At 65.6% G+C, this 22,304-nt stretch carries 18 protein-coding genes; 16 read left to right on the top strand and 2 right to left on the bottom strand.

From position 1 onward, the window contains the following. Positions 1 to 116 precede the first annotated feature (116 nt). The 9 genes from BL8807_RS11825 to BL8807_RS11785 all read left to right on the top strand — a co-directional run bounded on the left by BL8807_RS11825 (position 117) and on the right by BL8807_RS11785 (position 10,053). A complete protein-coding gene (locus BL8807_RS11825) occupies positions 117 to 956 on the top strand; it encodes a ParA family protein (RefSeq protein ID WP_072725230.1) in 840 nt (279 codons plus the stop codon). 99 nt (positions 957 to 1,055) lie between these two features. After that, the gene (locus BL8807_RS11820; protein ID WP_072725232.1) at positions 1,056 to 1,913 is read left to right on the top strand and encodes a segregation and condensation protein A; all 858 of its coding nucleotides are present in this window, start codon (positions 1,056 to 1,058) and stop codon (positions 1,911 to 1,913) included. 1 nt (position 1,914) lies between these two features. Next, positions 1,915 to 2,526 carry an SMC-Scp complex subunit ScpB gene (gene scpB, locus BL8807_RS11815; RefSeq protein ID WP_072725234.1) on the top strand — a complete coding sequence of 204 codons (612 nt, stop codon included), beginning with the start codon at positions 1,915 to 1,917 and terminating at the stop codon, positions 2,524 to 2,526. A 97-nt stretch (positions 2,527 to 2,623) separates the two neighbouring features. Next, positions 2,624 to 3,514, top strand: coding sequence for an NUDIX hydrolase (locus tag BL8807_RS11810; RefSeq protein WP_072725236.1), 891 nt, complete (start codon positions 2,624 to 2,626; stop codon positions 3,512 to 3,514). Positions 3,515 to 3,584: 70 nt separating this feature from the next. Beyond that, positions 3,585 to 4,961 (top strand): MFS transporter, encoded by a 1,377-nt coding sequence (locus tag BL8807_RS11805; protein WP_072725238.1) that lies wholly within the window; start codon positions 3,585 to 3,587, stop codon positions 4,959 to 4,961. A 199-nt stretch (positions 4,962 to 5,160) separates the two neighbouring features. Next, positions 5,161 to 7,086, top strand: coding sequence for a translational GTPase TypA (gene typA, locus BL8807_RS11800; protein WP_072725241.1), 1,926 nt, complete (start codon positions 5,161 to 5,163; stop codon positions 7,084 to 7,086). Positions 7,087 to 7,320: 234 nt separating this feature from the next. After that, on the top strand, positions 7,321 to 7,821 hold the full coding sequence (locus BL8807_RS11795) for an alcohol dehydrogenase (protein ID WP_072725243.1): 501 nt from the start codon (positions 7,321 to 7,323) through the stop codon (positions 7,819 to 7,821). Positions 7,822 to 7,906: 85 nt separating this feature from the next. Further along, positions 7,907 to 8,977, top strand: a complete 1,071-nt coding sequence (locus BL8807_RS11790) for a prephenate dehydratase (RefSeq protein ID WP_072725245.1) — start codon at positions 7,907 to 7,909, stop codon at positions 8,975 to 8,977. Further along, positions 8,971 to 10,053, top strand: a complete 1,083-nt coding sequence (locus BL8807_RS11785; protein ID WP_226847384.1) for a prephenate dehydrogenase — start codon at positions 8,971 to 8,973, stop codon at positions 10,051 to 10,053. Before BL8807_RS11790 ends, BL8807_RS11785 begins: the two co-directional genes overlap by 7 nt. A gap of 23 nt (positions 10,054 to 10,076) precedes the next feature. On the opposite strand, the gene BL8807_RS11780 is transcribed toward BL8807_RS11785, so the two are convergent. Next, complete coding sequence (locus tag BL8807_RS11780) at positions 10,077 to 10,328, bottom strand: DUF6725 family protein (protein ID WP_072725247.1); 252 nt, start codon at positions 10,326 to 10,328, stop codon at positions 10,077 to 10,079. 99 nt (positions 10,329 to 10,427) lie between these two features. Here BL8807_RS11780 and BL8807_RS11775 point away from each other — a divergent pair, with 99 nt between their 5' ends. Next, positions 10,428 to 11,399 carry a tyrosine recombinase XerC gene (locus BL8807_RS11775; protein ID WP_072725248.1) on the top strand — a complete coding sequence of 324 codons (972 nt, stop codon included), beginning with the start codon at positions 10,428 to 10,430 and terminating at the stop codon, positions 11,397 to 11,399. 63 nt (positions 11,400 to 11,462) lie between these two features. On the opposite strand, the gene BL8807_RS11770 is transcribed toward BL8807_RS11775, so the two are convergent. Beyond that, a complete protein-coding gene (locus BL8807_RS11770; protein WP_072725250.1) occupies positions 11,463 to 14,075 on the bottom strand; it encodes a transglutaminase-like domain-containing protein in 2,613 nt (870 codons plus the stop codon). A 374-nt stretch (positions 14,076 to 14,449) separates the two neighbouring features. Here BL8807_RS11770 and BL8807_RS11765 point away from each other — a divergent pair, with 374 nt between their 5' ends. The 6 genes from BL8807_RS11765 (at position 14,450) to BL8807_RS11740 (ending at position 22,299) form a co-directional block, all read left to right on the top strand. After that, positions 14,450 to 16,084 carry a peptide ABC transporter substrate-binding protein gene (locus BL8807_RS11765; RefSeq protein ID WP_072725252.1) on the top strand — a complete coding sequence of 545 codons (1,635 nt, stop codon included), beginning with the start codon at positions 14,450 to 14,452 and terminating at the stop codon, positions 16,082 to 16,084. Positions 16,085 to 16,336: 252 nt separating this feature from the next. Next, positions 16,337 to 17,263: an ABC transporter permease gene (locus BL8807_RS11760; protein WP_072725253.1), complete on the top strand. Its 927-nt coding sequence runs from the start codon at positions 16,337 to 16,339 to the stop codon at positions 17,261 to 17,263. Between the two features lie 14 nt (positions 17,264 to 17,277). Further along, the gene (locus BL8807_RS11755; RefSeq protein ID WP_072725255.1) at positions 17,278 to 18,261 is read left to right on the top strand and encodes an ABC transporter permease; all 984 of its coding nucleotides are present in this window, start codon (positions 17,278 to 17,280) and stop codon (positions 18,259 to 18,261) included. 12 nt (positions 18,262 to 18,273) lie between these two features. Next, positions 18,274 to 20,298 (top strand): dipeptide ABC transporter ATP-binding protein, encoded by a 2,025-nt coding sequence (locus BL8807_RS11750; protein WP_072725257.1) that lies wholly within the window; start codon positions 18,274 to 18,276, stop codon positions 20,296 to 20,298. Between the two features lie 108 nt (positions 20,299 to 20,406). Then, positions 20,407 to 21,264 carry an exodeoxyribonuclease III gene (locus BL8807_RS11745; RefSeq protein WP_072725259.1) on the top strand — a complete coding sequence of 286 codons (858 nt, stop codon included), beginning with the start codon at positions 20,407 to 20,409 and terminating at the stop codon, positions 21,262 to 21,264. Positions 21,265 to 21,441: 177 nt separating this feature from the next. Continuing rightward, entirely contained in the window at positions 21,442 to 22,299 is an 858-nt protein-coding gene (locus BL8807_RS11740) for a DUF3710 domain-containing protein (protein ID WP_072725261.1), read from the top strand. The last annotated feature ends 5 nt before the right edge of the window (positions 22,300 to 22,304 follow it).

Here is a 22,304-nt window from a genome sequence, read left to right as displayed (position 1 = left end):
GTCTGCCGCCGGACCGGACGACACGATAGGCTGATGGGGTGGAAGACGGAACGTTTGCGCAGGGATCGCTCGATTTGGGCGATGTGGCGGCGAAGGATATTGCTAAGGTGAACACTATGCCTACGGATTTGCTTGGACGCGTCTACGAAACCTTCCCCGCCCCCGAACCGCTGCGTCAGCACGGTCCGGCGCGGGTCATCGCCATGTGCAACCAGAAGGGCGGCGTGGGCAAAACCACCAGCTCCATCAATATCGCCGGCGCGCTCAGCCAGTACGGCCGCCGTGTGCTGATCGTCGATTTCGACCCGCAGGGCGCGGCCACGGTGGGATTGGGCATCAACGCGAACACGGTGGAGAACACCATCTACACGGCGTTGTTCAACCCGTCCATGGACCCGCATGAGGTGGTGCACCACACCGCCTTCGAGGACATCGACATCATCCCCGCGAACATCGACCTGTCCGCGGCCGAGGTGCAGCTGGTCACCGAGGTCGGGCGCGAACAGGTGCTGGCCGGCGTGCTGCGCAGGCTCAAGGCCGAATACGACGTGATCATCATCGACTGCCAGCCCTCGCTCGGCCTGCTCACCGTCAACGCGCTCACCGCGGCGGATGGAGTGATCATCCCCGTGGCCGCCGAGTTCTTCGCCCTGCGCGGCGTGGCCCTACTCATGCAGTCCATCGACAAGGTGCGCAGCCGCATCAATCCCGATCTGCAGGTGTACGGCGTGCTGGTGACGATGTTCACCAAGACCCTGCACTGCGAGGAGGTGCTGCAGCGCATCTACGAGGCGTTCGACGACAAGGTGTTCCACACGGTGATCTCACGTTCCATCAAACTGCCGGATTCCACCGTGGCCGCCGCTCCGATCACCATCTTCGCGCCCGGGCACAAAACCAGCAAGGAATACCGCGAGGTGGCGCGCGAGCTGGTGTCGCGGGGCATCATCGCCTGATGCGTCGCCTGGCATGCTCGGCGTCCCCGAGGGCCCGTCGCGTCGCGTCCGCGCCTTCCGCGCGGGTTGCGCGTATGACGTATGGGAGCGTGGCGCGCCATGGATGAGATCGAACGGCTGATCGCCGACCAGACGGACGTCCCGTCCGAGACGGAGTCGGCTTCCGGATTCCATGTGGATCTGGAGGTGTATTCCGGTCCCTTCGACGCGTTGCTCGGCATGATCGCCAACAATCGGCTGGAGCTCACCGAGGTGTCGTTGTCCACCATCACCGAGGAGTTCCTCGCCTACGCGCGCACGTTGGATTTCGCGCGCGATATGGACGAGGCCAGCGCATTCCTCGACGTCGCCTCGATTCTGGTGGAGGCGAAAAGCGTCGCCTTGCTGCCGGGCGGCGAGGACGAGCGCCGCGACGAGCAGAGTCTCGAAGCCCTGCGCGAACGCGATCTGCTGTTCGCGAGGCTGTTGCAGTACCGCGCGTTCAAACAGGCGTCCAATGATTTCCGCGCGCGCTTCGCCGCGAATTCCGGCCGGTTCCCCCATCCCGGCGTGGTGGACGACACCGTGGCGGCCATGCTGCCCGAACTCGCCTGGACTTTGGGCGCGGAGGATCTGGCCAGGCTGGCGGCCCAGGTGTTCGCCAACGCGCCCGTCTCGCAGGTCAGCGTCCACCAGCTGCATGTGCCGCTGGTCGACCTGCGCGCCCAATCAGCTCTGGTGCGCGACCGGCTGCGCGCGTTGCCGGCGGGGGAGTCGATCACCTTCGCCCAGCTCACCGAGGATGCGGAGCATCGCATCGAAATCGTGGCCCGGTTCCTGGCCGTTCTCGCCTTCTTCAAACAAGGCGCCGTCCAGTTCAGGCAGGACGGGCCGTATGCTCCGCTGCACCTGAGATGGATGCCCGGCGTGGACGACGAGATGTCCGATGTGAATATCAGCGAAAGGGATTTTGCATAAGATGAACAGCGAGAACGCCTCTTCCAGCCGCCCCGAATACGTGGATTTCACCGTGGATGATTTTCCCGGAGGCCTGAACGCCTGTGTGGAGGCGATTCTGATGGTCGCTGACCAGCCGCAGCAGGCGGAGGATCTCGCGCGCGTGCTCGCCGTGGACGAGGATGCGGTCGAAGGGGCGTTGGAGACGCTGCGCGAATCCTATGAGGCGGAACATCGCGGATTCGAACTGCGTCATACCGCGCGTGGCTGGCAGTTCGCCAACCGTTTGGAATTCGAGCCGGTGGTGTCCGCCTTCGTGACCGACGGGCAGACCGCCCGCCTCAGCCAGGCCGCGTTGGAGGCGCTGGCCATCGTGGCCTACAAGCAGCCGGTGACCCGCGCGCAGATCGCCGCCATCCGCGGCGTGAATTCCGATGGCGTGGTCCGTTCGCTCACCGTGCGCGGGCTGGTGCGCGAGGAGGGTACGGATCCCGATTCGCGTGCGGCGCTGCTGGTCACCTCGGGTCTGTTTTTGGAGAAGATGGGATTGGAATCCTTGGATCAGCTGCCGTCGCTGGCACCGTTCATGCCGAGTCCGGAATCCGCGTTGCGTGAGGCGCAATCCGAGGAATAGGGCCGATTTCACGGTGGGTTCGCAACACGCCCACTACTTATGGTCATTATGACTATAAGTGATATGCTCATGCGCGACCGTATAGAAAGGCGCGAGCATGGGCATCGGCAATGTTTCGGAGAGACGGCTGCAATCGCCGCACGTCGGCGTCTCCGTCGTCATTCTGGCGCTGGGCCCGGGCTCCGATGACGCCTCGTCCGCGTCCGTCGATACCGATGACGGCGCCTCGTCGAAAACCACATCGCCGGTTCCGCGGCAGGCCGTCCCGCACCGCCGACTCTGGATGCCGTTGGTGCGCCGCACCCGACAGCCGTATCTCGGCATGTGGGCGCTGCCCGGCGAAGACGTCAGCGCCGATGAGACCTTGGAACACGCCGCGTGCAAGGCGTTGGAATCCACCACCGCGTTGACTCCGCGCTATCTCGAGCAGCTGCGCGCCTTCGGCGGGCCCGACCGCTCGCAAGGCGGCCTGCCCATGGTCACCGTCGTCTACTGGGCGATGGTGGGGCGGACGGAGACCTGGACACCCGATTCCATCGACGATATGCGGTGGTTCGCCGAAGACGAGCTTCCCGAACTGGCGTTCGACCACCGGCAGATCGTCGACTACGCGCTGCGTCGCCTGCGTACGACCATCGAATATCCCGACGTCGTCGCTCGTCTCATCGGCCCCACCTTCACCCTGCGCCAGTTGCACGGCGTGGTCGAGGCCATCGCCGGACAGACGGTCGATCTGGCCAACTTCCGCCGCAGGATCCTCGCCTCGGGCGAACTGGAGGACACGGGGGAGAAGATCCGCGAAGGCCGGCAACGTCCCGCCGCCGTCTACCGCTATGTGCCTCGCGCCGAGCGCGACGCCGCCTCATGGACGCGCGGACTGTTCGGCGACGAGCTCCATCGCATCAATCAGGAACTGCGGCTCAGGCGCGAATCGGACGCGCGCGCCTTCGACGACCCGCTTTCGGCGCTGGTCCCGCACCGCGGATAGGCGCCCCGCATTCGTGGCGCGCCATCGGCACGCCGCCCATCGATATCACACCACCATGAGAGAAGGAATGATGACCACAGCACAGACATCGCCATCGGCGCGGCCCGCGGCGGCGCGCGCGGACGGTATGCTCACCCGCAACGAGCGTCTCGACCGGCTGCCGTTCAACAAAGCGCATCGCAAACTTCTGGTCGCCTCCGGCATCGGCTGGGCGTTCGACGCCATGGACGTCGGCCTGGTGTCGTTCGTCGTCGCCGCCATCGCCGCCGACCCGCATTTCAACCTCAGCGCCACGGAGAAATCGTGGGTGCTCTCCATCGGATTCGTCGGCATGGCCATCGGCGCCGCCCTGGGCGGTTTCGTGGCCGACCGGGTGGGCCGCAAAACCGTGTTCGCCGCCACGCTGGTGATCTTCGGCCTGGCCAACGCCGGCATGGCCTTCAGCTGGACCCTGGCCGCGCTGCTCATCGCCCGCTTCGTCATCGGCTTGGGATTGGGCGCGGAACTGCCGGTGGCCTCCACCTTGGTGTCCGAGTTCTCGCCGACCGCGCAGCGCGGGCGCATGACCGTGCTGTTGGAGTCCTTCTGGGCCGTCGGCTGGATCATCGCGGCGATGATCGGCTACTTCGTGATTCCGAACACCGGCGACTGGGGTTGGCGCTGGGCGCTGCTCATCGGCGCGCTGCCGTTGCTGTACGCCATCGTCACCCGCGCGCACATCCCCGAATCCGTGCGATTCCTCGAGGCGCAGGGCCGCGAGGACGAGGCCGAGAAGGCCGTGCGGTATTTCGAAGCGGCCTCGGGCGTCGCTCCGGTCGATTCCCCCAAGGGGCATCCGCTGCCGAAGATCAGGACGCGCGAGCTCTTCGGATCCAAGTACATCGCCCGCACCGCGGCCATCTGGGCCACCTGGTTCTTCGTGAACTTCTCCTACTATGGCGCGTTCACCTGGATGCCGAGCCTGCTGGCCGACCAGTTCGGTTCTCTGACCAAATCCTTCGGCTACACCCTGGCGATCTCCATCGCCCAGCTTCCCGGCTATTTCCTCGCCGCGTGGCTGGTGGAGGTCTGGGGCCGCCGCAAAACCCTGAGTGTGTTCCTCGCCGTCTCCGCCGTGGCAGCCTTCCTGTTCTCGCAGGCCGGTTCCGTGGCTCTGGTGCTGGTGTTCGGCATGCTGCTGTCCGCCTCGAACCTCGGCGCGTGGGGCGTGCTCTACGCCGTGACGCCGGAGATCTACCCGACCCGTCTGCGCGGCGCCGCAGCCGGAGCGGCCGCCGCCTGCGGCCGTGTGGCCGCCATCATCGCGCCGCTGCTGGTGCCGTGGTTCCTGACCATGTCGGGCGGCGACAAGACGGTCGCCTTCGTCATCTTCGCCGCCGCGTTCGTGTTGGCCTGCGTCGCGGCCCTGTGCCTGCCCGAACGCAAGGGCCTCGATCTGGAGGATTAGCCCGTTCTCCTGTCGTCTCCCGCGCACGCCGTGGGGTCCGCCGTTCGATGGCCGCCCCTCGCGGCGTGCGCGGTTTTTTTCGTTTTCGAGGGCTGTCGCGCAATGCGCGTAGCATTGTGTCGGTTTGTGTGTAAGGGGCCGGCGATTCGCCGGCGCAATCTGGAACCCAGGAATCAACAGGAATTAAGAGAGGTATTTCATGGCGGTTCGCGGTGATATCCGTAATGTGGCGATCGTGGCTCACGTCGACCACGGCAAGACCACGCTGGTCAATGCCATGCTCCAGCAGTCCCACGTCTTCTCCGAGCGTGAGGAGGTCCCCGACCGCGTGATGGACTCCAACGATCTGGAACGCGAGAAGGGCATCACCATCCTCGCCAAGAACACGGCCGTGCAGTACACCGGCCCGCTGGCCGAGAAGTACGGCCACCCCGAGGGCATCACCCTCAACATCATCGACACCCCCGGCCACGCCGACTTCGGCGGCGAGGTGGAACGCGGCATCTCCATGGTCGACGGCGTGGTGCTGCTCGTCGACGCTTCCGAAGGCCCGCTGCCGCAGACCCGCTTCGTGCTGCGCAAGGCCCTCGAGGCCAAGCTGCCGGTGATTCTGTGCGTCAACAAGGTGGACCGTCCCGACGCGCGCATCGAAGAGGTCGTGGGCGAGGCCTCCGACCTGCTGCTCGGCCTGGCCGACGACGTGCAGCACGAAGGCGTCGACCTCGACCTCGACGCGCTGCTCGAACTGCCGGTGATCTACTGCGCCGCCAAGGCCGGCTACGCCTCCGTGAACCAGCCCGCCGACGGCGGACTGCCCGACAACGAGGACCTCGAGCCGCTGTTCGAGGCGATCATCTCCAACATTCCCGCCCCCGAATACGAGGAGGGCGAGCCGCTGCAGGCCCATGTCGCCAACATCGACTCTTCCGACTTCCTCGGACGACTCGGCCTCGTGCGCATCTACAACGGCACGCTGGAGAAGGGCAAAACCTACGGTCTGAGCCGTGTGGACGGATCCGTCGCGAACTTCCGCGTCTCCGAGCTGCTGCGCACGCAGGGCCTGGAGCGCATCCCCGTCACCTCCGCGGGCCCCGGCGACATCGTCGCCGTCGCCGGCGTGAACGACATCATGATCGGCGAGACCATCGTCGATCCGTCCGATCCGAAGCCCCTGCCGCTCATCCATGTGGACGATCCGGCCATCTCCATGACCTTCGGCATCAACGACTCCCCGCTGGCCGGCACCGAAGGCAAGGACCACAAGCTCACCGCCCGCATGATCAAGGACCGCCTCGACCGCGAGCTCATCGGCAACGTGTCCATCAAGGTGCTGCCCACCGACCGTCCCGACGCCTGGGAGGTGCAGGGCCGCGGCGAACTCGCCCTGGCCGTGCTCGCCGAGCAGATGCGCCGCGAAGGCTACGAGCTCACCGTCGGCCGTCCGCAGGTGGTCACTAAAACCATCGACGGCGTGATCAACGAGCCGATGGAGAACACCACCATCGACGTGCCCGAGGAGTACATGGGCACCGTCACCCAGCTCATGGCCGACCGCAAGGGCCGCATGGACTCCATGACCAACCACGGCTCCGGCTGGGTGCGTCTGCAGTTCACCGTGCCGAGCCGCGGTCTGATCGGCTTCCGCACCGCCCTGCTCTCATCCACGCGCGGCACCGGCATCGCCTCGTCGATCTCCGCCGGATACGCGCCGTGGGCCGGCAAGATCACCATCCGCCAGAACGGCTCCATGGTGTGCGACCGCAAGGGCATCGCCACCCCGTACGCCATGCAGCGTCTGCAGGCGCGAGGCAACTTCTTCGTCGACCCGCAGTCCCCGGTCTACGAAGGCCAGGTCGTGGGCGTGAACAACAAGCCCGACGAGCTCGACGTGAACATCACGCTGGCCAAGCATATGACCAACATGCGCTCCTCCACCGCCGACGTGCTCGAAACCCTCACCCCGCCGATCCGCATGAGCCTCGAGGAGTCGTTGGACTTCGCCAACGAGGACGAATGCGTTGAGGTGACCCCCGAGGCGATCCGCGTGCGTAAGATCATCCTCAACCGCGAGGACTGGTACAAGTGGCGCGCCAAGCAGCGCAGGCAGAACGCTCAGCAGGGCTGAGCATTCTGACGACCGTCGTTCTTCTTCGTCATTCCGAGCGGAGCGCAGCGGAGTCGAGGAATCTCTTCGGATATCAGTATGAGATCCCTCGACTTCGCTCGGGATGACGCGGGTTGGCACGGCTGCTCCGCTCAGAATGACGGGTCTGTGATCCGGAATGACGTGAATAGGTTTCCAGCATCCTCTCTTGGAAAAGAGAGGATGTTTTGTTATGGGGGCGCTACACTGACGGGTATGACTCAATCCGACATCGCCTCCGAGAACGCCCTGCTGCCATGGAGCCACCGCCAGAACGCCGCGGTGCGCATCGCCGTCACCCTGCTTGCGGGCGCGGGTTCGGCTCTGATCGGCACCTTGGCCCACCGCATGGGCGCGTCGTCCAATATTCCCTACGGTCTTGCGCTGGCGTTCGCGGTCATGGGACTGTCGGCATGGTGCGCGCGGGCCCGGCTCGACGTCAGCGGGCTGGCGCTGCATCTGATTGCCTCGTCGGCCACCGCGTGGGGTGTGGCGCTGAGCACCACCAGCTCCAACGCGCTGATCGTGATCAGATTCAGTGCCGAACTGCCGTTCTTCAGCGAACACGCGGGAAACATCTGGCTGTACGGTCTGATCGCGATTCAGGTGGCGATGGCGCTGATGCCCGACCGGTGGTTCGTGGTCCCTCCCAGAACCGTCATCGACCGGGACGCGGAACACCGTGACGATGCTCAGCCGGCCAACGACGATCAATAGCCCGGCCCGCACGTCTCGACGGTGATGTCCGCGGATGCGGGTGTCCGGATGCGGGGCGCGGACGTGAACGGGTACAGTGAGGCCTATGACTGGAATAACGCTGACCTATTTGGGTCCGGAAGGCACCTTCACGCATCAGGCCGCCATGACGGCGGCCGACATGCTCGCGCCGCTCTGTGAGGGAACGCGCCCCGAACTGATTGCCGCGCCCGATGTGCCGTCGATTATGCGGGCCGTGGAATCGGGGGAGTCCTGGGGTGTGATCGCGTGGGAGAACAACGTCGAAGGCTATGTGGTGCCGAATCTCGACGCTCTGATCGACTCGCGCGACATCGCCGGCTTCGCCCGCGTCGGCGTCGACATCACTTTCGACGCCTTCGTGCGTGACCGTTCCGACCGTCCCTCCGACGAGTCCCCCTCCCGTCATTCCGAGCGCAGTCGAGGAATCCCACCCTCCGAACCACTCGACGCCGCCGCTCTCCGCGCCCTGCGCGGCGCCACCGTCAGCGCGCACTCGCACGGCCTCGCCCAATGCAAGCGCTTCATCGCCGAATACGGTCTGGTCCCCGAGCCGGCCAGCTCCAACGCCGCCGCCTGCCGCGACCTCGAACCCGGACAGATGGCGTTCGGCCCAAGCATCTGCGGCCCGCTGTACGGTCTGCGCACCGTCGCCAAGGGCGTGCAGGACTACCAGGGCGCCCACACCGAGTTCCTGGTGCTCGCCCCCCGCGTGACGGTGATGGAGCTGCTCGCCCACGCGCGCGAGGACGAGGTGGCCGAATATGAGACCATCATCACCTTCATTCCCCTAAGCACCGGACCCGGCGTGCTGGCCGACCTGCTCGACGTGCTGCGCGACGCCGGCCTGAACATGACCAGCTTCATCTCCCGCCCGATCAAAGGCCATGACGGCACCTACAGCTTCATCGTCACCATCGACGCCGCGCCATGGCAGCAGCGTTTCCAGAGCGTGCTCACCGAAGTGGCCGAGCATGGCGACTGGGTGAAAACCCTCGCCGTGTATCCGCGCCGGGAGCGGCCGAACCCGCCGGTCGACGATTGGATGCTGCCCCAAGGCGGCGTGCATCTCGACGACGCGCGTCTGCCCGAAGGATTCGACCATGACGACGCGGTGAGAAGGGAGTTGCTGTGGTAGAGAAGACGAACGCCATCGAACATCGAGCGCCATCAGGCGGCGATCCGTCCGTCATCGGCGTGGTCGGACTCGGACTGATCGGCGGATCGCTCGCCCGCAGACTGGTCGACCGCGGACGGACGGTGGTGGCATGGAACCACCGCCCGCATCCGTACGAGCAGGCGCGCCGCGACGGCATCATCTGTGAGGATTCGCTCGCCGGGCTCGTGGCCGCGAACCCCGACGTGCTGGTGCTGTGCAATCCGCTCAAAGCCATGCCCGCCATCCTCGCCGAACTCAAACCGTTGTTGGACGCATGCCCGAACGTCACGCTCACCGATGTGGGCAGCGTCAAGGGCATGGTGCGCGAACAGGTCGAGGCCGCCGGCTTGGGGAGTCGGTATGTGGGCGCTCATCCGATGGCCGGCAACGAGCGTTCCGGCTGGAGCGCGGCCGACCCGCATCTCTACGACGATGCCCTGTGGGCGATTACCGTCGACGCGGACACGGCGTATGATCGTTTCCTCGCCGTGGCCCGGTTCGTCGTCGACGCGGTGGGAGACAGGGCGATCGTCCTCGACGACGACACCCATGACCGCGCCGCCGCGCTGATCTCCCACATGCCGCATGCGGTCGCCACCGCGCTGATCAACGAACTGGTGGATGACCCCATCCGCAACATCGCCGCCGCGCTGGCCGCCGGCTCATGGCGCGATATGACGCGCGTGGCGCTCACCGATCCCGATCGCACGCGCGCGATGATCGAAGAGGACGCGGCCAACGTCGAAACCCTGCTGCGTCATATGGCCACGCGACTCAACGCCGTGGCCGACCAGCTGCATGATGGGGACGCGGACGCATTGACGGAGTTCTTCGCCGCGGGCCAGCCGTTCAGGGACTACAAGGCGGCGGCGAACACGCGAAAGGATATCTCCGATGCCGCCGCAGGGCAGGCGGAATCCGCTGCGACGCAACCGCTGGCGATTCCCCATGACGGATGGCAGCGAGCGCTGTTGGAGTCGGCCCTGCGCGGCGAGCATATCGTCGCCGTCGTGGACGACCGTGAGATGCGCGTGTCCGTGCGCTCGCGCGTGTGAGACTTGCGGGACCGACCATCACCTCACGGGCGGATGTCGGGGCGTTCGGGAACGGGTTTGATGGTGGCGATGACATCGGCTTCGATGGACACGCGCTGGGCCGGGCGTGATCCGTTGGCCGCCGCGTCGCGCGTCAGCTCGAGCGTGCGGCCGTCCCATGCGCGCACGTGCCCCACGAAATCACGGAATTTGGTGCGATGGTCGGTCGGGTCGACCCCGTCGATCACCCGCACCACAATGCGCGATCCAGCCGGTATCTCCTGTGGCAGCGCCATGATAAGCCCCTTTCGTGAAACGACGATGTCCGACTATTCATCAGAATACTCGGGTAAGCTGGCGGATACCGTGAACATCAGGGGAGGGGAGACGATGCCATGCGTTTCGATGAACAGCTGCACGAGTATCTCTCCTATCTCAAAGCGAATCGTGGCTTGAGCGAGAACACGCGCAAGGCGTACGGTTCCGATGTGGGGGAATGCCTGCAATTGTTGGAATCGCGGGGCATCGAAAACCTGTCGGAGATCACATTGGAGGATCTGCGCGGCTGGATGGCCCACGAGTCTCGCTCGCACGCGCGCAGCAGCATGGCACGCAAAACGGTGGCGGTCCGAGGGTTCTTCGCATGGGCGCATGACCACGGCGTCACCGCCGCCGACCCGGCCGCCACGCTGATGACGCCGAAAATCCCCGACACGCTGCCCACGGTGCTCACCGAATCGCAGGCCGAACAACTGCTGGGCGCTCCCGCGGCGACATCCGAGCGGCGCGCCACGGCTTCGCCGCAGCAAGCCGTGCGCGGAACCGCGCCGGTCGCCCTACGCGACGCGGCGATTCTCGAACTGCTGTACGCCACCGGCATCCGCGTGGCCGAGCTGGTGGGATTGAACGTCGCCGACGTGGATTTCGCCAACCATACGTTGAAGGTGATGGGCAAAGGCAACAAACAGCGGGTGGTGCCCTTCGGCGTGCCCGCCTCGCACGCCCTGCAGGATTGGGTGGAGCACGGTCGGTGCGCCATGACCCGTGCGGCGCTCGCTTCCTCGCATGGCGCGCGGAAACCGGATGATGCCGGCGACGCGCTGTTCGTGGGGCAGCGTGGAGGACGGCTCGACCAACGCGTCGCGCGCGAGGTTGTGCACCGGGCCGCGCGCGAGGCCGGCGTGCCCGACATCAGCCCGCACGCCCTGCGGCACAGCGCCGCCACCCATCTGCTGGACGGCGGCGCCGATCTGCGCGAGGTGCAGGAGATGCTCGGCCACTCCTCGCTGCGCACCACGCAACGGTATACGCATGTGTCCATCGAACAGCTCAAAGCCCGCTACGGACAGGCCTTCCCCCGCGCGTAAGACGCGTTCGGCCAGTCGAAGCGACGGGGCGCATCAAACGCCCCCGCGCGTCGTTCGCACGGCTTACCGAGAGGCCAAGCGGACGGCCAGCTCCACGGATCCCACGCTGTATCCGCTGCACGCGTAGGTGGCGACCGTTTTCGCATGCTCGCCATGCGCCACGACCAGCAGCGGCAGCTTCTCCGGATCGACGAAGGTGATGCGCGCCAGCCGTTCGGCGATCGCCGCCTCGCAGCCGTAGCGCGTGACCGGCAAGAGGAGACGGTCCAGCTGGTCGACGATCGCCTTCGCCGGCGGAGTGTCTTCCGGACAGGTCGCGACGATCAGCGTGGGGCCGTGCTCCTCGCCCGCCTGCCCGACGCGCTCCTGATACGCGCGCAGCTCGTCGAGCACATGGATGCTGGGTTCGGAGCCGTTCGCGTCGAGCACGCACAGCACCGCCGGCGATCCGGCCCGCCCATGCTCGTCCATAAGACCGCGCAGGGTGCGTTTCGCGCCATCGTCCGCGGTGAGCGCGACCTCCTCCAGTTCGATGCGGTTCACCAGCTCGTCCTCGCGCGGCTCGCGCCACAGCAGTTCGATATCCGCCTCGTCGCCTTCGACGACGTCGAACACGCGCTCAGCGGCCAGCTGGTTGCCGTTGGGCAGACGGGTGGTGGTGATGAGGCGATACCGTCCGGCGTCCAACGTCACCGTCATGCATCCGTCATGCCACGGATGGTCGGTGAGGTCCAGCGATGTGTAATCCAATCCATGGTCGGTCTGGCACAGCCTGCCCAGAGTCCAATCCGCGGCGTAGCGGGGCGAGGTACGCTCGCCGGCGCGCAGCCGCAGGACCGCAGGCGGGGCGGCCGTTGGTGATGGGATTGCCTGCGACATGGCTCCATCCTTGCGGTTGGGCGGGGTGTGCGGAACGGTTCGCCAATCCGACCCGTCGAAGCATTGCGGCAGTCGGTTCTGGGGGTCGAGTCTGGCGGGCACTCCCAGCGCGCGGCACGCGCGTACGAAGGCGATGGCGCGACGCAAAGGCGTGTCCCGGATATCCAACGGCAGCGCGGGCTCAAGCGCGTTATGCGCTGACGCGGCCGCGTCCGGATCGGGCGGTGCCGTGCCGGGGCCGGCCATCGACTCGTCCAAATCGGCCAACATCCGGTACAACGATTGCGGGTCGGTCCGCAGGCGCTTCCGCTCGTCGGCCGTGAGGCGGTTGTGCAGCATGAGTCGGTGTTCGGTCAGCTCCTCGTCGTCCACCCGGGCGTTGAGCACGTATTCGCGCCAGATTTCGCGCGCCTCGTCGTCATCCATGTCGGCCAGCCAACGCGAGAACGTGCCGGATCTCACGACCTTGGCGCATTCGTAGGCGTCACGCAACTGCATGCCGGTCACATCGGCCAGATCCTTGGCTCGCAAGGCCCGCACCAGTTCGAGACGGTCGGCGTCATCGTCGGCGATCAGGAAGGCGCTTACCGTCGGCCAGTTGCCGCCGGCCTCGGACAGAAGCCCGTCCATACGGGCGTCGCCGGTGCTCGAAAGCCGCGCGAAATCCTCCAATCGGGCCACGCGCATGGCCTCCGCCCGCGCGGCGCGCGCCGCACCGCAGGCGCGTTCGTCGGCGGTCAACCGTTGGGCGCGCGAGGCGTTCGAGGGAGGCGCGGTCAGATCGGTCAGCCGCCATCCGTCCGGGGCTGGGGACTCGTCGTCCAATGTGAGCATCACCGAAGAGACCTGTGCCGTGTCCAGCGTCGTTTCGGCGAAGCTGTCGCCATACGCGGCGTGCACGCGCACGGAGCCTTTGCCCAACGTCAGCGACGCCGTCCCCGAATCATCCGTGTCGAGGGCTGCGATCGTCGAGTATTCGGCCATATTGAGCAGTTGGAACGACACGGTCGCCCCGCGCGCCGGCGTCGTTCCGTCATGTTTCGTCACGCGCACCGTAAGCCGTGTGACGGGCGCGTAATGGTCGGTCACGTTCTCCAACAGTTCGTATCCGTCGCCGCCGGCCGAACGCGAGACGTTCACGTTGCCGCACGAATAGTCGCTGAACACGCGCGTATGCACCAGCATCGCGCGGGTGGCGGCGCGGTCGAACCAGCCGCGGTCGAGCCGCTCCTCCGGCTCGCAGGCGCCCATGAACCGCCATACGCCGTCGATGCGCGCCTCGACCCAGGCGTGGTTGTCGTCGCAGTGCGCCCAGCGCGGCGTGTAGATCTGCCGGGCGGGGATGCCGATCGAGCGCAGCGCCGTGACCAGCAGCGTCGACTCCTCGCCGCACCGGCCGACGCCGCGGTTCAATGCGCCGGCCGGCGAGATGGTCCGCCCGTCGGTGGGAGCGTAGGTCACATGCTCAGCGCACCAATAGTTCGCCTCGATGGCGGCATGCTCCATATCCAAGCCTTGGACGCGCCCGCACAGCTCCGTCCAGATCCGTTCGCGGCAGGGGACGAGACGCTCGTTGTTGACCCGCGGCCATGCCACATAATGCACGAACACGTCATCGGGCAACGCGCGTGTCCAGCCCATCTCACGCCGCAGCATCGCCGCGTGGCGCGCGCACTCCTCCAGAGCCGCGCGCCCGTCGCGCAGGTCGAAGGGGCCCAGCGCGTCGGCGAACATGCGCAACAGCATGTCGGTATCGCGTATGGGCGTAAGGGGATTGTTCGAGGCGTTGACGTTCATCGTGCGGCACCTTTCGTGAGCGATTGGCCTACGCGGAGCGCGAAAGGCGACGTTCTATGGAAGGAGAATTAACATAACAGTAACATTGGTGGAGGCTCGTCTCGGCGGCAGCGCCGGATGTCTCCGGCAAAGGTGCCATATCAACCTGTGGAATTCGTGGGTTTTCCGCGTGAATTCGTTATGAGCCTTGCGCAAAAACCGAAGTGACGCAATGAAACGGGCATATTTCGAGATGGCGATTGTGCCTGTCGCGCTTGTGCGGCACAATTGACAATCAATCAAGCAAAGGGGTGGCGCTGGCACAACCGGCGGAGCCCCATTTTTGCGTGAAGCGGGGTGCGAATCCCCGCAACCCAATGAATAGGAGAAACCATATGAAGAAGAAAGCTCTCGCTTTCGCCGCCGCGGTCTGCGCCACCGGCCTGCTGCTGAGCGGCTGCGGCGCCAGCAACTCCGGCGACGCCGCCTCCGACAGCATCATCACCGCCTACGGCTGCGAGCCGCAGAACCCGCTGATCCCGGGCAACACCAACGAGACCTGCGGCGGCAACCCGATCGATCTGCTGTTCGCCAAGCTCGTTGCCTTCGATGCCGAAGGCAACGCCGAGAACGAGGTCGCCGAGTCCATCGAGGCCAACGAGGACAACACCGAATACACCATCACCCTCGAGGACGGCTGGACCTTCACCGACGGCACTCCCGTCACCGCCGAGTCCTTCACCAAGGCCTGGAGCTACGTGGCCAACGCCGCCAACGGCCTGGTCAACTCCGGCTTCTTCAACATCATCGAAGGCTATGAGGCCCTGCAGGACACCGCGAACCTCACCGGCGACGAGCAGCTCTCCGGCCTGACCGTGGTGGACGACACCACCTTCACCGTCAAGCTCACCGAGCCGAGCTCCACCTTCCCGATTCAGGTGGGCTACACCGCCTTCGCCCCGCTGCCCGAGTCCTTCTACGACGACCCGGAGGCCTTCGGCGAGAACCCGGTGGGCAACGGCCAGTACAAGCTGGACCACTGGACGCACGACTCCGAAATCGCCCTCGTCAAGAACGACGACTACAAGGGTACGCAGCCCGCTCAGAACGACGGCGTGACCTTCAAGGTCTACACCGACGTCGAGGCCGGCTACGCCGACGTGCAGGCCGGCAACCTCGACGTGATGGAGACCGTGCCGTCCTCCGCCACCGCCACCTTCGAAACCGATGAGACCGTCCAGGCCTACAACGAGGCCGGCTCCGTGATCCAGACCTTCACCTTCCCGTCCGATCTGGAACACTTCGCCGACGACGAGGAAGGCCACCTGCGTCGCCAGGCCATCTCCCGCGCCATCGACCGTCAGAACATCGTCGACAAGGTGCTCAACGGCGTCGGCACCCCCGCCACCGACTTCACCGCTCCGGCGATGCCGGGCTACTCCGATTCCCTCGAAGGCAGCGAGGTGCTCACCTACGACGCCGACGCCGCCAAGGAGCTGTGGGAGCAGGCCAACGCCATCAACGCGTGGGACAACGACAACGACAAGCTCACCATCGCCTACAACGCCGATGGTGGTGCCAAGCCGATCTACGACGCGATCGTGAACTCCATCACCAACGCTCTGGGCATCCAGTGCGAGACCAACCCGATCGCCACCTTCTCCGAGTTCCGTGAGTCCATCTCCAACCGCACCATGGAATCCGCCTTCCGCACCGGTTGGCAGCCCGACTACCCGTCCGCCGAAAACTACCTCAAGCCGCTGTACACCACGTCCGCGGCCGACGGTCTGGGCTCGAACGACGGCGACTACAAGAACCCCGAGTTCGACGCGCTGATCACCGAGGCCGCCTCCGCGACCGACACCGAGTCCGCCAACGCCCTGTACCAGCAGGCCGAGCAGATCCTCTTCGAGGACATGCCCGCCGTCCCGCTGTACTACAGCAACGCCAACGGCGTCGCCGCCCTCGGCGTGAACGGCCTGGCCTTCAACTGGAAGAACCTGCCGATCTACTACCAGCTCACCAAGTGAGTTGAAGCCGTCTAGGCCCTGATTTCAAGGCCTGACGACAACCATCAGAAAACCAAAACGGGGAGATGAGGATTGTCCTTGTTTCCCCGTTTTGGGTTTTCGCAGTTTCATACGTCCTATGAACTGGTACACTTTCATGCAGTCAATGGCTGGCCGCCGTCATGCGGGTCACGCGTTCCATGGAGGAACGCGCGGCATGCATGGGACGGTCATCCGATCCACTTACGACATCATGTGAAAAGGAGAGGGCCCATGGGCAGATACCTCCTGCGGCGCATTCTGCAGATGATTCCGGTGGTGCTGGGCACCACGCTGCTGATCTACGCGCTGGTCTTCGCGCTTCCCGGCGATCCGGTGGCCGCGATGTTCGGCAGCAAGCCGGTGAACGAAGCCGTCGCCGCGCAGATTCGAGCCGAATACAATCTCGACAAGCCGTTCGTCATCCAATACCTGCTGTTCCTCAAGAACGCGCTGACGCTCGACTTCGGCAAGACGTTCTCCGGACAGCCGGTGATCAGCGAGATCGGCCGCGCGTTCCCCGTCACCATCAAGCTAGCGCTTATGGCCTTCGTCTTCGAGGCGATCTTCGGCGTGGTCTTCGGCATCATCTCCGGCCTGAAGAAGGGCAAGTGGTACGACACCGTCATCCTCGTCGTCTCCCTGCTGCTCATCTCCGTGCCGACCTTCGTCACCGGCTTCGTGCTGCAGTACTTCGTCGGCGTCAAGTGGGGCCTGCTGCCCGTGACCGCCGGCAGCGACCCGGGCTTCATCGACCTGCTCATGCCGGCCATGGTGCTCGGCTCCGTGTCGATGGCCTACATCATCCGACTGACCCGCACCGAGGTCTCCTCCAACATCGCCGAGGACTACGTGCGCACCGCCCGTGCCAAGGGCATGAGCAACAAAAGCGTGATCGCCCGCCATATCCTGCGCAACTCGCTGATTCCGGTCGTCACCTATCTGGGCGCCGACCTCGGCGCGTTGATGGGCGGCGCGATGATCTCGGAGACCATCTTCAACATCCATGGCGTCGGCTATCTGCTCTACCAGAGCATCCTCAAGGGCGAAAGCAACATCGTGGTCTCCACGGTGACCCTGCTGGTGCTCATCTTCGTGGTGTGCAACCTGATCGTCGATATGCTCTACGCGGTGCTCGACCCGCGCATCCGGTACGCGTGACAAGGGGAGGAACAATGACGGACGAAACCATGAACAATTCGACTTTCCCCTCCGCAAGCAAGGCTCTGCCCGGACAGGAGCGCTATGTGGCACCCATCGACGAGACCCCGCTGCAGCAGGTCGACTCCGTGGACGAGTCCGCGCCGGCCACCAGCATGTGGGCCGACGCGTGGCGCACGCTGCGTAAGAACCCGCTGTTCATCATCTCGGGCATCCTGATCATCTTCATCCTCATCGTGGCGCTGTTCCCGCAGCTGTTCACCAAGCAGGACCCGACCTACTGCGATCTGAACTTCTCGCAGGATCCGGCCTCGGCCGGTCATCCCTTCGGCTATGACCTGCAGGGCTGCGACGTGTACTCCCGCGTGATCTACGGCGCGCGCACCTCGGTGAGCGTCGGCATCCTGACCACGATCATCGTCGCCATCGTCGGCGGCGTCATCGGCGCCCTCGCCGGCTTCTTCGGCGGATGGGTCGACGCGCTGCTCAGCCGCATCACCGACATCTTCTACGCGATTCCGTTCCTGCTGGGCGCCATCGTCGTGCTGCAGATGTTCCGCACCTCCTCCTCGATCTGGAAGGTCGTGCTCGTGCTGGCGCTCTTCGGCTGGGTGTCGTTCGCCCGCATCGCCCGCGGCTCCGTGATGGAGGCGAAGAACCTCGAGTTCAACACGGCCTCCACGGCGCTCGGCTCCACGCCGCTGCGCAACCTCGCGCGCCATGTGGTGCCCAATTCGCTGGCGCCGGTCATCGTGATCGCCACCACCTCGCTCGGCTCCTACATCGTCTCCGAAGCCACGCTGAGCTTCCTCGGTCTGGGCCTGCCCACCACCGTGGTCAGCTGGGGCGCCGACATCTCCAGCGCCCGCAGCCTGCTGCGCACCAACCCCGCCGTGCTGTTCTACCCGTCCGCCGCGCTGGCCATCACCGTGCTCGCCTTCATTATGATGGGCGACGCCGTCAAGGACGCGCTGGATCCCAAGAGCCGTACGGCCTGATCGGAGGAAACGATGAGCGAAACAACACGCAACACCAAGAACGCCATCACCATCGAGGAGCTGCAGCGCCAGCAGGGCCCCCTGCTCGAGGTCAAGGACCTTCAGGTCGACTTCACCACCGACGACAAGCGCTCCGTGCACGCCGTGCGCAACGCCTCCTTCAGCGTCTATCCGGGCCAGTGGGTGGCCATTGTGGGCGAGTCCGGCTCGGGCAAGTCCACCTCGGCCATGGCCGTGCTGGGCCTGCTGCCCGGCACCGGCAAGGTGGTCGGCGGTTCCATCAAGCTCGACGGCCAGGAGATCTCCGGCTTCAAGCAGAAGGAATTCGACAAGCTGCGCGGTTCCAAAATGGGTCTGGTGCCCCAGGATCCGATGAGCAACCTTAACCCGGTGTGGCGCATCGGCACCCAGGTCAAGGAGGCGCTCACGGCCAACGGCATGGACGTGGCCCACGAGAAGCGCGCCGCCCTGGCCCAGGCGCTGGCCGGCGACGAGGTCGAGATCCAAGGCAACGACGACGAGACCTTCATCGGCTCCAAGGAGCTGCCCGCGCTGATGGAGGCCGCCAAGGCCGCCATCGCCGAAGTGGGCCTCACCGGTGAACGCGCCGAGAACTCGATGAAGTACTTCGCCGAGGAATGGGTTCCGGGCTCCGAAACCCGTTGGCGCGTGGCCGACGACCTCATCAAGGCCGGCGTGGCCGATGAGAAGGCCTGGGCCATCGCCAAGCAGTATGTGACCGGCTCCACCATGGAGGACCGCATCGCCGGCCTGCTCTCCGAGGCCGGCCTGCCCGACGCGGCCACCCGCGCGCGCCAGTTCCCGCACGAGTTCTCCGGTGGCATGCGCCAGCGCGCGCTGATCGCCATCGGCCTGGCCTGCCGCCCCGATCTGCTGATCGCCGACGAGCCGACCTCCGCGCTCGACGTGACCGTGCAGAAGCGCATCCTCGACCACCTGCACGATCTGACCGACTCGCTCGGCACCGCCGTGCTGTTCATCACCCACGATCTGGGACTCGCGGCCGAACGCGCCCAGCACATCGTCGTGATGTACAAGGGCCAGGTCGTCGAATCCGGCCCCTCCCTGGAGGTGCTGCAGCATCCGCAGCATCCCTACACCAAGCGTCTGGTCGCGGCCGCCCCCTCGCTCGCCTCGCAGCGCATCATCTCCGCGAAGGAACGCGGCGAGGACGCGTCGAAGCTAATGGAGCACCACGTCACCGACGAGGCCCAGCTCGAGAAGAGCGAGAACATCATCGTCGTCGACCATCTGACCAAGGAGTTCAAGCTTCCGCGCAAGAAGGAGCTGTTCAAGGCGGTGGACGACGTGTCGTTCTCCGTCAAGCGCGGCACCACCATGGCCATCGTGGGCGAGTCCGGCTCGGGCAAGTCCACCGTGGCGAACATGGTGCTGAAGCTGCTCGAGCCCACGGCCGGCACCGTGACCTACGAGGGACATGACATCGCCGGATTCAAAGGCAAGGAGCTGCTGGACTTCCGCCGCCACGTGCAGCCGGTGTTCCAGAACCCCTACGGCTCGCTCGACCCGATGTATTCGATCTACCGCTCCATCGAGGAGCCGTTGCGCATCCACGGCATCGGCGACAAGAAGAGCCGCCGCGACCGTGTTCGCGAGCTGCTCGACATGGTGGAGATGCCCGAGTCCGTGATGGGACGCTACCCCAACGAGCTGTCCGGCGGCCAGCGCCAGCGCATCGCCATCGCGCGCGCCATGGCGCTCGACCCGGATGTGATCGTGTGCGACGAGGCCGTCTCCGCCCTCGACGTGCTCGTGCAGGACCAGGTGCTGCGCCTGCTCAACGACCTGCAGGCCGAAAAGGGCCTGAGCTACCTGTTCATCACCCACGATCTGGCCGTGGTGCGCCAGATCGCCGATGAGGTCGTGGTGATGCAGCACGGCAAACTCGTCGAGCACGCCACCACCGACGAGGTCTTCGAACATCCGAAGATGCAGTACACGCAGGATCTGCTCGACGCCATCCCCGGCGGCAAGCTCCAGCTCGGTCTGGACTGATCCGCCCGGCCAGGCGTCTTCTGACGGACCCCGGTTCCTCGATTGGAGGAGCCGGGGTCCGCTCGTATCCGCGGCCGGTATCGCGTCTCGCTGCTAAGGTCGTGTGCCATGATCACCATCACCACTTCGAATGTGAACGGCATCCGCGCGGCCCGGCGCAAAGGCATCGAGGAATGGGCGGAGCGCAACACGCCCGACGTGTGGTGCATGCAGGAGGTGCGTGCGCCGCAGGAGGAGATTGATCCGATCTACGACGCCTTCGCCTTCGGATACATGGCTGCCGGGCGCATAGCCGCTCCCGGCGAACTCACGCGCGTCAACGAGGTGTGCCGCGTCAAAGGCCGCGCCGGAGTCGGCCTGCTGAGCGCCCTGCCCGTCACCGACACCCGGTACGGACTCGCCGGACTGGACGAGGATGTGGACTCCGGACGATGGATCGAGACGGACGTGACCACGCCGCAGGGCTATGGGCTGACCGTCGCCTGCGTGTACGTGCACGCCGGCAACACGGATGATCCGGTCAAAATGGAGCAGAAATACCGCTTCCTCGACGCGATGCTCGCGCGTCTGGGCGAACTGCGCGACGAGGCGGCCGGCGGCGGCAGGCAGGCCGTGCTGTGCGGTGACTTCAACATCGCCCACACGCCGCTCGACATCAAAAACGCGAAGGCCAACGAAAAGCACGCCGGATTCCTGCCCGAAGAGCGCGCCTATGTGGACCGTTGGCTGGGGGAGTACGAGTTCGTGGATGTGATGCGCGACCTTGCCGGCGAGATCCAAGGCCCGTACACGTGGTGGAGCCAACGCGGACGCGCCTTCGACAACAATGTGGGCTGGCGTCTCGACTACCAGTTCGCCACGCCGGAGCTCGCGCAGACCGCGCGCGGCTTCGTGATCGATAAGGCTCCCACCTACGAGGCCCGCTGGTCCGACCACGCGCCGTTGAGCGTCACCTACGACGTGTGAGAACCGTTCCCGACGACGCTGTAACCACATGGACCTTCAAACGTCGGGATTCCGTCGGCGGCGATGCCGAAATGGTCAAAGCGTTGTGACGATGGATGAATATTCAGGTGTTTCCAAGCGTAAGTGCTAGGCTTGTCACGGTTGCACCACACCGCCCTACTGAAACGAGGATAACCAATGGGACTGTTTGGATTCGGCAAGAAGAAGGCCAAGGATGACGCGGTCGTCGACGATGAGGTGAAGGCCGACGACGAACTGGCCGAGGACACCGAACCCGAAGGCGGCGAATCGGTCGACGGCATCGTCGTGCTGCCCGAGCCCTCCGCGTTCTACGAAGGCCGCGGCGAGACCCGGGGCCCATGGGACGTGAACGACGAGGACGTGCCCGACTACGACGACTACCTCGACTTGGGCGCCTACTATCTGCCGTTCCTCAAGGGCATCGAACTGCGCATCAAGGCCAACCGCTCCTCGAAGCAGATCCTCGGCGCCACCATCACCTACGGCTCCTCCAGCTTGGAGATCGAAGCCTTCGCCGCGCCCAAGAGCATGGGATTGTGGGACGAGGTGCGAGCCGACCTTCTGGAGGCCAACTCCACCGCCAGCGAGGCGGAGGGCGTATTCGGCACCGAACTGAAGCTTCCCGTCCATGTCAAGGGCGGACGCACCGTCACCACCCGCATCGTCGGCGTGGACGGCCCGCGTTGGATGCTGCGCGGCATCTTCTCCGGCAAGGCCGCCGTCGACGCTGACGCCGATGAGACCGAAGCCCTGAACCGTTTCTTCGCCGACATCGTGGTGGAGCGCGGCGAGGAGCCGCTCGCCCCGCGCGACCTCATCCCCATGCATCCGCCCGTCTCCCCGGCCGAACGCAAGGCTGCCAAAGCCAAGGCCGAAGGAGAGGAGGGCGAGAACGCGGACGACAAGCATCTCAAGAACATCCCCGACCAGCCCAAGGGCCCGTTCGACCAGGACCAGCAGACCGAAGTGAAAACCACCCTGTCCCGCGGTCCGATGTTCTCCGAAATCCGCTAGGCGAT

The organism is Bifidobacterium lemurum, from assembly GCF_014898175.1.
Taxonomy (GTDB): Bacteria; Actinomycetota; Actinomycetes; order Actinomycetales; family Bifidobacteriaceae; genus Bifidobacterium; species Bifidobacterium lemurum.
This window is presented reverse-complemented; position numbering and strand designations above follow the sequence as displayed.

Excerpts from the sequence above, each read along its gene's own strand:
- BL8807_RS11780 (WP_072725247.1), bottom strand. The coding sequence starts at position 10,328 with ATGGCGCTGCCACAGGAGATACCGGCTGGATCGCGCATTGTGGTGCGG.
- BL8807_RS11775 (WP_072725248.1), top strand. The coding sequence starts at position 10,428 with ATGCGTTTCGATGAACAGCTGCACGAGTATCTCTCCTATCTCAAAGCG.
- BL8807_RS11755 (WP_072725255.1), top strand. The coding sequence starts at position 17,278 with ATGACGGACGAAACCATGAACAATTCGACTTTCCCCTCCGCAAGCAAG.
- BL8807_RS11805 (WP_072725238.1), top strand. The coding sequence starts at position 3,585 with ATGACCACAGCACAGACATCGCCATCGGCGCGGCCCGCGGCGGCGCGC.
- BL8807_RS11765 (WP_072725252.1), top strand. The coding sequence starts at position 14,450 with ATGAAGAAGAAAGCTCTCGCTTTCGCCGCCGCGGTCTGCGCCACCGGC.
- BL8807_RS11770 (WP_072725250.1), bottom strand. The coding sequence starts at position 14,075 with ATGAACGTCAACGCCTCGAACAATCCCCTTACGCCCATACGCGATACC.
- BL8807_RS11745 (WP_072725259.1), top strand. The coding sequence starts at position 20,407 with ATGATCACCATCACCACTTCGAATGTGAACGGCATCCGCGCGGCCCGG.
- scpB (WP_072725234.1), top strand. The coding sequence starts at position 1,915 with ATGAACAGCGAGAACGCCTCTTCCAGCCGCCCCGAATACGTGGATTTC.
- BL8807_RS11820 (WP_072725232.1), top strand. The coding sequence starts at position 1,056 with ATGGATGAGATCGAACGGCTGATCGCCGACCAGACGGACGTCCCGTCC.
- BL8807_RS11750 (WP_072725257.1), top strand. The coding sequence starts at position 18,274 with ATGAGCGAAACAACACGCAACACCAAGAACGCCATCACCATCGAGGAG.
- BL8807_RS11825 (WP_072725230.1), top strand. The coding sequence starts at position 117 with ATGCCTACGGATTTGCTTGGACGCGTCTACGAAACCTTCCCCGCCCCC.
- BL8807_RS11760 (WP_072725253.1), top strand. The coding sequence starts at position 16,337 with ATGGGCAGATACCTCCTGCGGCGCATTCTGCAGATGATTCCGGTGGTG.
- typA (WP_072725241.1), top strand. The coding sequence starts at position 5,161 with ATGGCGGTTCGCGGTGATATCCGTAATGTGGCGATCGTGGCTCACGTC.
- BL8807_RS11810 (WP_072725236.1), top strand. The coding sequence starts at position 2,624 with ATGGGCATCGGCAATGTTTCGGAGAGACGGCTGCAATCGCCGCACGTC.
- BL8807_RS11795 (WP_072725243.1), top strand. The coding sequence starts at position 7,321 with ATGACTCAATCCGACATCGCCTCCGAGAACGCCCTGCTGCCATGGAGC.
- BL8807_RS11790 (WP_072725245.1), top strand. The coding sequence starts at position 7,907 with ATGACTGGAATAACGCTGACCTATTTGGGTCCGGAAGGCACCTTCACG.
- BL8807_RS11740 (WP_072725261.1), top strand. The coding sequence starts at position 21,442 with ATGGGACTGTTTGGATTCGGCAAGAAGAAGGCCAAGGATGACGCGGTC.